This window comes from Cellulomonas sp. P4_H12 (assembly GCF_056400905.1).
In genome coordinates this window covers 17,405-29,981 of the sequence record NZ_JBFUKJ010000008.1, presented here as the reverse complement: position 1 = coordinate 29,981, position 12,577 = coordinate 17,405, and the positions used below count along the sequence as shown (strand labels likewise).

Annotated in this window: 13 protein-coding genes; 5 read left to right on the top strand and 8 right to left on the bottom strand. The window is 71.9% G+C overall.

All coding sequences use genetic code 11. The annotated features are described in order from the left end of the window. Positions 1-42 precede the first annotated feature (42 nt). The 3 genes from AC1DQC_RS06105 to AC1DQC_RS06095 form a co-directional block, all read right to left on the bottom strand. Positions 43-1,137, bottom strand: coding sequence for a BMP family lipoprotein (locus AC1DQC_RS06105; RefSeq protein WP_477050327.1), 1,095 nt, complete (start codon positions 1,135-1,137; stop codon positions 43-45). A gap of 207 nt (positions 1,138-1,344) precedes the next feature. Further along, a complete protein-coding gene (locus tag AC1DQC_RS06100; protein WP_477050407.1) occupies positions 1,345-2,550 on the bottom strand; it encodes an amidohydrolase in 1,206 nt (401 codons plus the stop codon). Positions 2,551-2,634: 84 nt separating this feature from the next. Then, positions 2,635-3,735 (bottom strand): mannose-1-phosphate guanylyltransferase, encoded by a 1,101-nt coding sequence (locus tag AC1DQC_RS06095; RefSeq protein ID WP_477050326.1) that lies wholly within the window; start codon positions 3,733-3,735, stop codon positions 2,635-2,637. Positions 3,736-3,943: 208 nt separating this feature from the next. Here AC1DQC_RS06095 and sdhC point away from each other — a divergent pair, with 208 nt between their 5' ends. From sdhC to AC1DQC_RS06070, 5 genes are all read left to right on the top strand, one after another. Further along, complete coding sequence (gene sdhC / locus AC1DQC_RS06090) at positions 3,944-4,315, top strand: succinate dehydrogenase, cytochrome b556 subunit (protein ID WP_477050325.1); 372 nt, start codon at positions 3,944-3,946, stop codon at positions 4,313-4,315. Further along, entirely contained in the window at positions 4,315-4,776 is a 462-nt protein-coding gene (gene sdhD, locus AC1DQC_RS06085; RefSeq protein ID WP_477050324.1) for a succinate dehydrogenase, hydrophobic membrane anchor protein, read from the top strand. Before sdhC ends, sdhD begins: the two co-directional genes overlap by 1 nt. Positions 4,777-4,808: 32 nt before the next feature. Beyond that, positions 4,809-6,659 carry a succinate dehydrogenase flavoprotein subunit gene (gene sdhA / locus AC1DQC_RS06080; RefSeq protein ID WP_477050323.1) on the top strand — a complete coding sequence of 617 codons (1,851 nt, stop codon included), beginning with the start codon at positions 4,809-4,811 and terminating at the stop codon, positions 6,657-6,659. Then, a complete protein-coding gene (locus tag AC1DQC_RS06075) occupies positions 6,659-7,423 on the top strand; it encodes a succinate dehydrogenase iron-sulfur subunit (RefSeq protein ID WP_477050322.1) in 765 nt (254 codons plus the stop codon). Before sdhA ends, AC1DQC_RS06075 begins: the two co-directional genes overlap by 1 nt. A gap of 129 nt (positions 7,424-7,552) precedes the next feature. After that, the gene (locus tag AC1DQC_RS06070) at positions 7,553-8,341 is read left to right on the top strand and encodes a phosphotransferase (protein ID WP_477050321.1); all 789 of its coding nucleotides are present in this window, start codon (positions 7,553-7,555) and stop codon (positions 8,339-8,341) included. Between the two features lie 9 nt (positions 8,342-8,350). On the opposite strand, the gene AC1DQC_RS06065 is transcribed toward AC1DQC_RS06070, so the two are convergent. From AC1DQC_RS06065 to AC1DQC_RS06045, 5 genes are all read right to left on the bottom strand, one after another. Beyond that, entirely contained in the window at positions 8,351-9,343 is a 993-nt protein-coding gene (locus AC1DQC_RS06065; RefSeq protein ID WP_477050320.1) for a YihY/virulence factor BrkB family protein, read from the bottom strand. Positions 9,344-9,423: 80 nt separating this feature from the next. Next, positions 9,424-10,455, bottom strand: a complete 1,032-nt coding sequence (locus AC1DQC_RS06060) for a YihY/virulence factor BrkB family protein (RefSeq protein WP_477050319.1) — start codon at positions 10,453-10,455, stop codon at positions 9,424-9,426. 9 nt (positions 10,456-10,464) lie between these two features. Next, positions 10,465-11,037 (bottom strand): 2'-5' RNA ligase family protein, encoded by a 573-nt coding sequence (locus AC1DQC_RS06055; RefSeq protein ID WP_477050318.1) that lies wholly within the window; start codon positions 11,035-11,037, stop codon positions 10,465-10,467. Next, the gene (gene trpS / locus AC1DQC_RS06050; RefSeq protein WP_477050317.1) at positions 11,034-12,074 is read right to left on the bottom strand and encodes a tryptophan--tRNA ligase; all 1,041 of its coding nucleotides are present in this window, start codon (positions 12,072-12,074) and stop codon (positions 11,034-11,036) included. Before trpS ends, AC1DQC_RS06055 begins: the two co-directional genes overlap by 4 nt. Positions 12,075-12,153: 79 nt before the next feature. Then, positions 12,154-12,543: a twin-arginine translocase TatA/TatE family subunit gene (locus AC1DQC_RS06045; RefSeq protein ID WP_477050316.1), complete on the bottom strand. Its 390-nt coding sequence runs from the start codon at positions 12,541-12,543 to the stop codon at positions 12,154-12,156. Between the last annotated feature and the right edge of the window lie 34 nt (positions 12,544-12,577).

Sequence of the window (12,577 nt, the reverse complement as noted above, 5' to 3'; positions counted from 1 at the left end):
GGGCACGTGGCCCGGGCCGTCGTCCTTGCGTCGTGCATCAGATCACTTCGGCGAGGCGTCCGACTCCACGACGATGTCGCCCGAGATGATGCCCTTCTTGAGCTCCTCGACCTTCGCCTTGACGTCGTCCGAGACCTTCGAGTCGAAGTCGTGGAACGGCGCCAGGCCGAGGCCCTCGTTCTCCAGCGTGCCGACGTACGGGTCGGAGCTGAACTTGCCGTCCACGGCCTCGCTGATCGTGTCGAAGACGGCCGGGCCGATCTCCTTCATGACCGAGGTGAGCACGATGGGGCCGTACTCCGTCGTCTCGAACCAGTCGGCGTCGACGCCGACGATCGCGACGTTGCCGGCCGCCTGCGCGACGGACGCCGTGCCCAGACCGACCGGACCGGCGACGGGCATGATGATGTCCGCGCCCTGGTCGATGAAGGACTGGCCGATGTTCTTGCCGTCGTCCTGGCTGTCGAAGTTGCCGGCGAAGACGCCGGTCTGCGCGGCCTTGTCCCAGCCGAGCAGCTGGACGGACTTGCCGCTGTCCTCGTTGTACTTGGCGACGCCGTCCGCGAAGCCGTCCATGAAGATCGTGACGGACGGGATCTGGATGCCACCGAACGTCGCCACCTTGCCGGTGGTCGACTGCGCCGCGGCGACGTAGCCCGCGAGGTAGGCCGACTGCGCCGTGTCGAAGAGGATCGGCTTGGCGTTGTCGATGGTGACCGGGTTGAAGTCAGCGTCCGAGAAGGCGCTGTCGACGAGCGCGAACTTGATGTCCGGGTTCGCCTCGGCGGCCGTCTGGATCGGGTCCTCGAGCAGGAAGCCGACGCCGATGATCAGGTTGCAGTTCTCGGCGACGAGGCTGTCGATGTTCGGCGTGTAGTCGGTGTCGGCGCTGGACTCGACGTGCGCCTCCGTGATGCCGAGCTCGTCCTTGGCCTTCATCAGGCCCTCGAAGCCGGCCTGGTTGAACGACTTGTCGTCGAAGCCACCGGCGTCCGAGACCATGCAGGCCTTGAAGTCGACGGAGCTCGCGCTGCCGCTGGCACCGGGGGTGGCCTCGTCCTCGGGGGCACTGCCACACGCCGCAAGCGCGAGGGCGACCGCCCCGCCGAGCGCGGCCACTCGAATGATCTTCTTCACGCGACTCTCCTGAATCTCGTCAGCAGCCGGTCCGGCTGGGCCGACCGTGCGGATGGCACGACGGTGTACCACCACAAGGTCTGGGGCTGCCCGGCATTGATGTGTCGGACCTTAACGAGCGCAACGTGTCGGGCAGGTTACCGGTGGGTATACGTGCAGGTTCCGTTATCGACTTGGTATGTCGGCCCAGGTGACGGACGTGGCGTCTCAACCCGCGAGAAGAGCTGCCCGCGCCAGGAACAGCGCGCCGACCTCGACCGCGCGCTCGTCGACCCGCAGGTCGCCCTGGTGGATGTCGTACGTGCGCCCGCCCGGCGTGCGCGTGCCGAGCCTGGCCATCGCGCCGGGAACCTTGGTGAGGTACCACGCGAAGTCCTCCCCGCCGAGCGACTGCTCCGTGAGGAGCACCGAGCCGGGCCCCAGGACGTCGCGCGCGGCCGCCTCGAGCACGCCGGTCGCGTGCTCGCCGTTCTCGACCGGCGGGACGCCGCGGTGGTGACGCACGTCCACCGTCACCCCGAGCGGCGCGACCACCTGCTCCACCGCGGCGTGGAAGACCTCCGACGCCTTCTCCCAGGCGCGGACGTCGAGGCACCGCAGCGTGCCCTTGACGACGCCGGTCGGCGGGATCGCGTTGTGCGCGGACCCGGCCTGCACGGCACCCCACGTGAGATTGACGCCGGAGCGTGGGTCCAGCCGGCGGCCGAGGATGGTCGGCACCTGCGTGATGATCTGGCCGAGCGCGAACACCACGTCGCCGGTGAGGTGCGGCCGCGAGGTGTGCCCGCCCGGGCCCGAGACCGTGACGGTGACCTCGTCGCTGGCGGACGTGATGGGCCCGATGCGGGTGCCCACCTGGCCCACGTCGACCTTCGGGTCGCAGTGGAACGCGTAGACCTGGCCGACGCCGTCCAGGCCGCCCGCGGCGAGCACGTCGAGCGCTCCGCCGGGCTGCACCTCCTCGGCGGGCTGGAAGATCAGCCGGACCCCGGTGGTGAGCTCGTCGGCCACCTGCGCGAGGGCGAGCCCCGCGCCGAGCACGGCCGCGGTGTGCACGTCGTGCCCGCACGCGTGCGCGACGCCCCGGACCGTCGAGGCCCACGGCACCCCGCTCGTGTCCTGCACCGGCAGCGCGTCGAGGTCCGCCCGCAGGGCCACCCGCTTGCGGCCGGACGCCGTCGGGCTGGGCCCGAGGTCGCAGACGAGGCCGCTGCCCGGCAGCAGGTGCGGCTCGAGGCCGGCCGCCCGCAGCCGCTCGGCGACGAGCTTGGTGGTCCGGATCTCCGTGCGCCCGAGCTCGGGGTGGGCGTGGATGTCGCGCCGCACCGCGACCAGCTCGTCGCGCAGGTCCGCCACCAGGGCGGCGAGACGCGCCGACACGGGCTCCACGGGGTCGGGCCGGAGGGTGGTCAGCGGGGCGACGACGGGCAGGAGGGAGGCGGACGACACGCCTTCGACCTTAACCGCGCCGACGAGGGCGAGCGGGTGGTGTCCGCGTCAGAGCAGGTCCTCGCGCTCGACGGCCCGCCACCCGTCGACGGCCGACTTCACCGCCTGGGCGTGGGCGCGCGTGGTCACCAGCACCGCGTCCGGCGTGTCCACGACGACAGCGCCGGGCAGCCCGAGCACGGTCACCGTGCGGCCGGTGCCGGCGACGACGAACGCTCCCGGGGCGTCGAGACGCAGCACCGCCGACTCGTCGCCGAGCGTGCCGCCGGGCAGCAGCTCGGCGAGCGAGTCGAAGTCACCGACGTCGTCCCACCGGAAGTCGCCCGGCACGACGGCGACGCCACCGGCGGCCGCGACGGGCTCGGCGATCGCGTGGTCGATCGCGATCTTGGTCAGGCCGGGCCACACCCGGTCGAGCACCTCCGCGCGCGCGGGCGTGTCCCAGGCGGCGGCGATCTCCCGCAGCCCGGCGGCGAGCGCCGGCAGCTGCGTCGCCAGGTGGTCCAGGAGGACGCGCGCCCGCACCAGGAACATCCCGGCGTTCCACCGGTACTCGCCGGTCGCCAGGTACGCGGCCGCCGTCTCGGCGTCGGGCTTCTCGGTGAAGCCGGCGACGTGCGCGACCGTGGGGGCGTCGTCGAGACCCAGCAGCGCGCCGGCCCGGACATAGCCGAAGGCCGTCGACGGGCCGGTCGCGGCGATCCCGAGCGTCACGACGTAGCCGGCGCGGGCGGCGACGACCCCCTCGCGGACCGCCTGCTCGAACGCCGCGGTGCCGTCGATGACGTGGTCGGCCGCGAACGACCCGAGCACCACGTCCTCGCCGTGGCGCTCGAGCAGGACAGCGGCCGCCAGCCCGATCGCCGCCATGGAGTCGCGCGCGGACGGCTCGGCCAGCACGTCGCCCTCGCCCAGCTCGGGGAGCTGGTCCGCGACCGCCGCCGCGTGCCGGGTGCCGGTGACCACGAGCACCCCGCCCGGGCCGGTCAGCGGGAGCAGCCGGTCGACGGTCGCCTGCAGGAGCGTGCGGCCCGAACCGGTCAGGTCGAGCAGGAACTTGGGGTGCCCGGCGCGCGACAACGGCCACAGGCGCGTGCCCGCTCCGCCTGCGGGGACGACGGCGTGGAACCCGGGAATCGTGGTGGACATGCGGGCCAGGGTACCGAGCCCGGAACCCGTGTCCCGGCTGTGCAATACCTCACAGCGGGGGCCCGAGGGCCCTTGCCGAGCGGTTGGTTACTGATCGGTTCACTACAGTTGACGCGACAAGGACGCCGTCGTCCGAACCTCTTCTTCGCCAGGAGGCCCTCCAGTGCCTGCAGCGACCTCCGAACGCGGAGCGCCGTCCGAACGCAAGGTGCCCGCCGGAACGCTCTACCGCGGGCGAGAAGGTATGTGGTCGTGGGTCGCGCATCGCGTGACCGGCGTCGCGATCTTCTTCTTCCTGCTCGTCCACGTGCTCGACACGTCGCTCGTGCGCATCTCGCCCGAGGCGTACAACGACGTCATCGGCACGTACAAGAACCCGGTCATGGGACTCGGCGAGGCCGGCCTCGTCGCCGCCATCGTGTTCCACGCGTTCAACGGCATCCGGATCATCCTGGTCGACTTCTGGGCCAAGGGCCCCAAGTACCAGCGCGTCATGCTCTGGGTGGTCCTGGGCCTGTTCGTCGTGACGATGGCCGGCTTCCTGCCGCGCCACCTCATGCACGTGTTCGGGGGCGAGTGATGACCACGATCGCCGACCCGAAGGCTCCCCGTCCCCCGAAGCCGCGCCCCGCGCGCCTGACCACCCGCGGCAACACCGAGCTGTACGGCTGGGTGTTCATGCGCGCGTCCGGCGTGCTGCTGCTGGTGCTGATCTTCGGGCACCTGTTCGTCAACCTCGTCGCCGGCGAGGGCGTCAAGGCGATCGACTTCGGCTTCGTCGCGGGCAAGTGGGCGTCGCCGTTCTGGCAGGTCTGGGACCTGCTGATGCTCTGGCTCGCGATGATCCACGGCACCAACGGCGTGCGCACGATCATCAACGACTACGCCGAGCGCGACGGTCTGCGCCTCGTCCTCAAGGGCCTGCTGTACCTCGCGTTCGCCGTCGTCGTCGTGCTCGGCACGCTCGTCATCTTCACGTTCGACCCGTGCCCGTCGGCCTCCCCGGCGGACTTGTTGCCCTCGTTCTGCACGGCGTCCTAGAGCTCCCCAAAGACAGGAAGGCATCGACCCCGATGCAGACCCACCAGTACGACGTCGTGATCGTCGGCGCGGGCGGCGCCGGCATGCGCGCGGCCCTCGAGTCCTCGACGCGCGTGCGCACGGCCGTCATCTCCAAGCTCTACCCGACGCGCTCCCACACGGGCGCGGCGCAGGGCGGCATGTGCGCCGCGCTCGCCAACGTCGAGGAGGACAACTGGGAGTGGCACACGTTCGACACCGTCAAGGGCGGTGACTACCTGGTCGACCAGGACGCCGCCGAGGTCATGGCCAAGGAGGCCATCGACGCGGTGCTGGACCTGGAGAAGATGGGCCTGCCGTTCAACCGCACGCCCGAGGGCAAGATCGACCAGCGCCGGTTCGGCGGGCACACCCGCAACCACGGCGAGGCCGCCGTGCGCCGCTCCTGCTACGCCGCGGACCGCACCGGCCACATGATCCTGCAGACGCTCTACCAGCAGTGCGTGAAGAACGACGTCGAGTTCTACAACGAGTTCTACGTGCTCGACCTGCTGGTCGACCACGACCTCGCCGCCGGCCACGTGCCCGACGGAGAGGAGGTCAACGTCTCCGGCGTCGTCGCGTACGAGCTGGCCACGGGCGAGATCCACGTCTTCCAGGCCAAGTCCGTCGTGCTGGCCACGGGCGGCGCGGGGAAGATCTACAAGACGACCTCCAACGCGCACACGCTCACGGGCGACGGCATGGCGCTGGCGTACCGCCGCGGCATCCCGCTGGAGGACATGGAGTTCTTCCAGTTCCACCCGACCGGCCTGGCGGGCCTCGGCATCCTGCTGTCGGAGGCCGCGCGCGGCGAGGGCGGCATCCTGCGCAACTCCGAGGGCGAGCGCTTCATGGAGCGCTACGCCCCGACCATCAAGGACCTGGCGCCCCGCGACATCGTCGCCCGGTCCATGGCCAACGAGGTGCGCGAGGGCCGCGGCGCCGGCCCCAACAAGGACTACGTGCTGCTCGACCTCACGCACCTCGAGCCGGCGCACATCGACGCGAAGCTGCCGGACATCACCGAGTTCGCGCGCACCTACCTCGGCATCGAGCCCTACACCGAGCCGGTGCCCGTGTACCCGACGGCCCACTACGCGATGGGGGGCATCCCCACCAACATCGAGGCCGAGGTCCTGCGCAACCAGACCGACGTCATCCGCGGCCTCTACGCCGCCGGCGAGGTGGCCTGCGTCAGCGTGCACGGCTCCAACCGCCTGGGCACCAACTCGCTGCTCGACATCAACGTCTTCGGCAAGCGCGCCGGCATCTCGGCCGCCGCGTACGCGCTGACGGCGTCGTTCGTGGAGCTGCCCGAGGACCCGGCGGCCACCGTCGTCGCGGGGCTCGAGGAGATCCGCACGCGGCCTGACGGCGAGCGCGTCGCGGACATCCGCAAGGCGCTGCAGGAGTCGATGGACCTCAACGCGCAGGTGTTCCGCACCGCCGAGTCCCTCACGCAGGCGCTCGACGACATCAGGGCGCTGCAGAAGCGGTTCCGCCGGGTGTCGGTGCAGGACAAGAGCACGATGTTCAACACCGACCTGCTGGAGGCCGTCGAGCTGGGCTTCCTGCTCGACATCGCGGAGACGGTCGTCGTCGGCGCCCTGAACCGCGACGAGTCGCGCGGCGGTCACTTCCGCGAGGACTTCCCCGACCGCGACGACAAGAACTACATGCGCCACACCATGGCCTACCGGCGCCCGCTGCCCGTCAAGGGCCACCGCCTCTGGGGCTCGGAGGGCGACGGCGACCACAAGGGCTCGTTCGCCCACACCACGCTGTTCGAGGACTACCAGCTCGTCCTGGGCTCCAAGCCCGTGACGATGACCCGCTACCAGCCGATGGAGCGTAAGTACTGATGACTGCGACCCTTGACGCTCCCGCACCCGAGGTCGGCGCGATCCCGTCCTTCGACGTGACCCTCAAGGTCCGCCGCTACCTCCCCGGCGAGGACGGCGCGGCCGCCGAGCCGTACTGGGACGAGTTCACCGTGCGCGCGCACGGCACCGACCGCGTGCTCGACGCGCTGCACAAGGTGAAGTGGGAGGAGGACGGCTCGCTGACGTTCCGCCGCTCCTGCGCCCACGGCGTGTGCGGCTCGGACGCCATGCGGATCAACGGCCGCAACCGGCTCGCCTGCAAGACGCTGCTCAAGGACCTCGACCTCAAGAAGCCGATCGTCGTCGAGCCCATCAAGGGCCTGCCGGTGATCAAGGACCTCGTCGTCGACATGGAGCCGTTCTTCGCCTCCTACCGCGAGATCATGCCGTTCCTCATCACCACCGGGAACGAGCCGACGAAGGAGCGCCTGCAGAGCGCCGAGCAGCGCGCGCGGTTCGACGACACCACCAAGTGCATCCTCTGCGCCGCGTGCACCTCGTCGTGCCCCGTGTTCTGGACCGACGGGCAGTACTTCGGCCCCGCCGCGATCGTCAACGCGCACCGGTTCATCTTCGACAGCCGCGACGAGGGTGCCACCCAGCGCCTCGAGATCCTCAACGACAAGGAGGGCGTGTGGCGCTGCCGCACGACCTTCAACTGCACCGAGGCGTGCCCGCGTGGCATCGAGGTGACGAAGGCGATCCAGGAGGTCAAGCGCGCGATGATCACGCGCGCCTTCTGACGCTCCCCCAGCGGGGCCCGACGTCACCTAGGTGACTTTGTCCTGCCTGACGGGACGAAGTCACCTGGGTGAACGGCAGGGAGCACCGAAACAGGTCGCGAGGCCGGCGTCCGCGCGGGATCATCGCCCGTGATCCCGGACTCCCCCGCCACCCCGGACAGCCCCGACGAGGTCCCGCTCCCCGGCGGGAACGTCGGCGGCGCCGTCCGCGTCGGCGACACCGTGCGCCGCCCCACGGGCCCGTGGACGCCCGCGGTGCACGAGCTGCTCGAGTTCCTCGCCACCGCGGGGCTCCCCCGGATCCCGCGCGTGCTGGGCGTCGACGACCGGGGCCGCGAGATCCTCACGTTCCTGCCGGGCCGCGTGCTCGACATCGGCCGTGAGCCGCTGAGCGACGGCCAGGTCCGGTCGGCGATGCGGTGGCTGCGGTCGTACCACGCGGCCGTCGCGGGCTTCCCGCGGGACAGCCGGCGGTGGCGGTTCGCCGAGCGCGCCCTGCGTCCCGGCGAGATCGTCTGCCACCACGACAGCGCGATGTACAACATGGCGTTCGACGGCGACGAGCTGGTGGGCGTGTTCGACTGGGACGTCGCCGGCCCGGGGATCCCGATGGACGACGTCGGGATCTTCGCGTGGAACTCGGCGGTCCTCTTCCCCGACGCCGACGCCGACGAGGTCGCCCACGTGCTCCGCACGATCGCGGACGGCTACGGCGGCCTCGACCCGCACGAGGTGCTCGACCACGTCGTCACGCGCATGACCGACGCCGCCGACCGCATCGCGGCGGCGCAGGAGGCGGGCGACCCGGGCATGCTCCGGCTCGGCGAGATGGGCGAGCCCGCAAGCACCCGAGCGCGGCTGGTGGTGCTGGCCGGTCGCCTGCCGGAACTGCACCGAGCGCTGGACGACGCGGGCTGATCCCGTCCCTCAGGCGGCGCCCACCCTCGCGGCCGTGCCCGGGGGCTCGACGTACGGCGGGTCCGCGGTCCAGGCGGCGGCGAGCAGCATGATCCGGGCGATCAGGTTGACCCACACCAGCAGGGTGACGAGGACCGCGACCGAGGTGAACAGCGGGTTCTTGCTGACGCTCCCGGCGACGACGCTCGTGCCGAGCGTCCGCACGATCCCGAGGCCGACGGCCGCGATCACCGCACCCCGGCGCAGGTCGCGCCACGGCGGGTTCTCGGCGGCCAGCACCTTGACGACGAGGACGAAGAGCGCGGCGTCGACGACGAGCGCGACGAGGACGCCGAGCGTCCGCAGCACGACCGTCGTCAGGCCGGTCCAGCCGAGGGCGTCGAGGAGCCACGAGGCCACCGTGCCGACGCCCGTGGTGAGCAGCGCGGAGAGCAGCACCGCGACCACCATCCCGACGAACCCGCCGAGGTCGCGCGCCTTGCCGATCATCGGGTTGCCGCCGAACTCGGTGGCGAACATCGCGCGCACGGACCGGCGCAGGGCCGTCATCGCGGCGATCGCACTGAGCAGCAGGACGACGACGGCGACGATGCCCGCCACCGTCAGGTTCGTGGACAGCTCGAGGGCGCTCGGATCGATCGCGCCCTGGCCGTCGCCGGTGTCGAGCAGGTGCGGATACGTGGCGTCGAACGCGTCCAGCACCCTGGCCCGCAGCTCGTCGTTGTCGCCGAGGACCGCGACGAACGCCGTGTAGCTGATGGTCAGCGCGGCGAACACGGAGAACAGGGCCGCGTACGCGATGCCGCCCGACAGCACGCCGCCGCTGCGGGCGCGGAACCGCGCGTTGGCCCGGCCGGGTCGGGTGTGCTTCCACCAGGCGACCAGGGCGGCGGCGCGGGCGCCGAGCGACGCCCGGTCGGCGGGCCGCGCCCGGTCCACCGACGCCGCGACGCCGCGCCCTCCGCCCGCGGCCACCGCGGCGCTCGTCTCGTCGGCTGCCATGCGCTGACCCTAGGTCCGCGTGCGAGCCCGGTACAGGCGCTCGTCCGAGGGGCGTCTGTGCCCGCGACGGGTGCGGGGCGTCAGGCCGTCGGGGCCACGGGTTGGGCCTCGCCGGCCGCGGGGTCGACGTACGGCGGGTCCGCGGTCCACGCCGCCGCGAGGAGCACGATCCGTGCGATGAGGTTGATCCAGACCAGCAGCGTCACGATCACGGCGACCGACGCGAACAGCGGGTTCTTGCTCACGCTGCCGGCGACCACGGCCGTGCCCAGGATGCGCACCACACCGATACCGACACCCGCGATCACGGCTCCCCGCCAGAGGTCCCGCCACGGGGGGTTCTCCCCGGCGAGAACCTTGACGACGAGCAGGAAGATCGCCGCGTCGATCACGAACGCGACGACGATGCCCAGCGCCCGCAGCACGAAGGTGGCGGCGCTGCCCCAGCCGAGGGCGTCGAGGACCCACGACGCCGCGCTGGCGACACTCGTGGTCAGGACGGCCGAGAGCAGCACCGCGATCGCCATGCCGACGAACCCGCCGAGCTCGCGCGCCTTGCCGAGCACCGCGTTCCCGCCCGGACCGTCGGACGCGAACATCGCCCGGACCGCCGTGCGCAGGGCGGCCATCGCGGCGATGGCGCTGAGCAGCAGCACGATCACGGCGATGATGCCGGCGAGGGTGAGGCTGCCACTGAGCACGAGGTCGCCGGGCTTGATCATCCCGCCGGACCCGTCGCCGGTGTCGATCAGCCCGGGCAGGTAGGCGTCCAGCGCGTCGAGCACCTTCTGGCGGAGCTCGTCGTTGTTGCCGAGCACCGCCATGAACACCGTGTAGCCGATGGTCAGGGCGGCGAACACCGAGAAGAGCGCGGCGTACGCGATCCCCCCGGTGAGCACGCCTCCGCTGCGCGCGCCGAAGCGGGCGTTCGCCCGGGCCGGCCGCGTGTGCTTCCACCACTCGAGCAGCGCCTTCGCCTTCTCGACCAGCGAGCGACTCGGCGCGGCCTCCGTCCGGTCCGGTGCGATCGCCGCGGCGCGCGCGTGGGCCGCCCCCCCACCCGCGGCAGGACCGGTCTGGTCCGCGCGCGCGGTGCTCTCGTCGGCCGTCATGAGCCGACCCTAGGTCGCGGCGATGACCCCGGCATCTGCGGGCGAACCGGTGAGGCCGAAGTCACGCGCCGGCCGCCACACGCCGTCGTCGCCGTGCGCGTAGCTGTGGAAGCTGTCCACGACGAACGACGCATCGAAGTCCGCCAGTCCCGCGGACGCCGCGTCGAGCTGGGGTTCGGGCACCTCGTGCGCCACAGTCACGTGCGGGTGGTACCGGAACCGGAGCTCCTGGGCGAGCACGCCCGACCGGACGCTGCGCTCGAGCCCCGCGCACGCGTCCGCCCCGGCGGCCACCTGGACGAACACCACCGGCGACACCGGTCGGAAGGTCGCCGTGCCGCGCAGCCTGACGACGAACGGGGCGTGCCGCCCGGCCACGGCGGCCAGGTGCTCGTCGACGGACGTGATCTCGTCGTGCTCGATCACCGTGGGGCCCAGCAGCGTGATGTGCGGGGGGATGAACTCCGCCCACGGGTCGCCGAACCGGGCCCGCGCGGCCTGCAGCACCGAGCCGTACGGCTCGGGCACGGTGATCGCGACGCCGATCCGGACCTGGTCGCCGGATCGCTCCGGCAGCCTCACGCGCCGACTCGCGCGCGGGACCGGCGCGGGAGCAGACCGCTCCTGTCGTAGAGCCGCTCGAGCGTGGCGCCCGCCAGCTCGCGCGCGCGGTCGGCACCGTCGGCCAGCACGTCGTCGAGCGACGCCGGGTCGGACAGGTACCCGTGCACGCGCGCCTGGAAGGGCGTCAGGAAGTCGACCACGACGGCGGCCAGGTCGACCTTGAGATCGCCGTAGCCCTTGCCCGCGTACTCGGCCTCGAGCGCGGGGATCTCGCGGCCAGTGAGGGCGGAGTAGATGGTGAGCAGGTTGGAGACGCCCGGCTTCCCCTCGGGGTCGAACCGGATCTCCCGGCCCGCGTCCGTCACCGCGGACCGGATGCGCTTGGCGACGACCTTGGGGTCGTCCAGCAGCTCGATCAGCCCGTTCGGGCTCTCCGCCGACTTGCTCATCTTGGCCGTCGGGTCCTGCAGGTCGTAGATCTTGGCCGTCGCCTTGACGATGTGCGGCTCCGGCACCACGACCGTGTCCGGCCCGAACCGGGAGTTCAGGCGCTGCGCCAGGTCCCGCGTGAGCTCGAGGTGCTGACGCTGGTCCTCGCCCACGGGCACGAGGTTCGTGTCGTACAGCAGGATGTCGGCCGCCATGAGCACCGGGTACGTGAAGAGCCCGACGGTGGTCCCCTCGCTGCCGTGCTTCCCCGACTTGTCCTTGAACTGCGTCATCCGGTTGGCCTCGCCGAACCCGGTGTGGCACGACAGCAGCCACGCGAGCTCCGCGTGCTCCGGCACCTGCGACTGCACGAACAGGATCGACCGCGCGGGGTCGACGCCCGCGGCCAGGTACTGCGCTGCGGTCCGTCGGGTGCGATCACGCAGCACCGACGGGTCGGGGCTCACGGTCAGCGCGTGCAGGTCGACCACGCAGTAGAGCGCGTCGTGGTCCTCCTGGAGGGCGACCCACTGGGTCAGCGCGCCGAGGTAGTTGCCCAGCTGGAGGGAGTCGGACGTGGGCTGCATCCCGGAGAAGATGCGCGACTGCTGCGGCGCCAAGACCATCGGACCATTCTGTCAGGGTGGGAAGGCCCGGCTGTGCGGGTTCCGTCCCGGCGGGAGGGGGCGGGCAGGACGACCGGCGTCAGGTCGCCTCGTCGTCGTACGGCGTCGGTCTCGGGGGGCTCGTCGCGGCGGCCGCCGTTGCGCCCGTCGCCGCGCGCGCTGCGGCGGCTCCCGTCACCGGCCGGGTCGCCGGCGTGCTCACGGGTCGGATCGGGTCGTCCTCCAGGAGGGCGTCACGCACGATGCGCCGCGGGTCGTACTTGCGCGGGTCGAGCGCCGACCAGTCGACGTCGCCGACCTCGGGGCCCAGCTCCTCGTCGACGCGCGCCTTGGCCTCGCGGATGAACGTGCGCCCCTTGCGGACCCACAGGCCCAGCTGCTCGGCGTAGCCCGGGAGCCGCTCGGGGCCGATGACCAACGCGGCGACGACGAGCAGCACGAGCAGCTCTCCGCCGTTGATCCCGAACACCGGTTCAGAGTACCTCTCGCCCCTGAGCACGGGG

What these genes read in the sequence shown, in the direction of transcription:
- AC1DQC_RS06095 (WP_477050326.1), bottom strand. Translation starts at nt 3,735, where the DNA reads ATGTCCACCACGATTCCCGGGTTCCACGCCGTCGTCCCCGCAGGCGGA.
- sdhD (WP_477050324.1), top strand. Translation starts at nt 4,315, where the DNA reads ATGACCACGATCGCCGACCCGAAGGCTCCCCGTCCCCCGAAGCCGCGC.
- sdhA (WP_477050323.1), top strand. Translation starts at nt 4,809, where the DNA reads ATGCAGACCCACCAGTACGACGTCGTGATCGTCGGCGCGGGCGGCGCC.
- AC1DQC_RS06075 (WP_477050322.1), top strand. Translation starts at nt 6,659, where the DNA reads ATGACTGCGACCCTTGACGCTCCCGCACCCGAGGTCGGCGCGATCCCG.
- AC1DQC_RS06065 (WP_477050320.1), bottom strand. Translation starts at nt 9,343, where the DNA reads ATGGCAGCCGACGAGACGAGCGCCGCGGTGGCCGCGGGCGGAGGGCGC.
- AC1DQC_RS06060 (WP_477050319.1), bottom strand. Translation starts at nt 10,455, where the DNA reads ATGACGGCCGACGAGAGCACCGCGCGCGCGGACCAGACCGGTCCTGCC.
- trpS (WP_477050317.1), bottom strand. Translation starts at nt 12,074, where the DNA reads ATGGTCTTGGCGCCGCAGCAGTCGCGCATCTTCTCCGGGATGCAGCCC.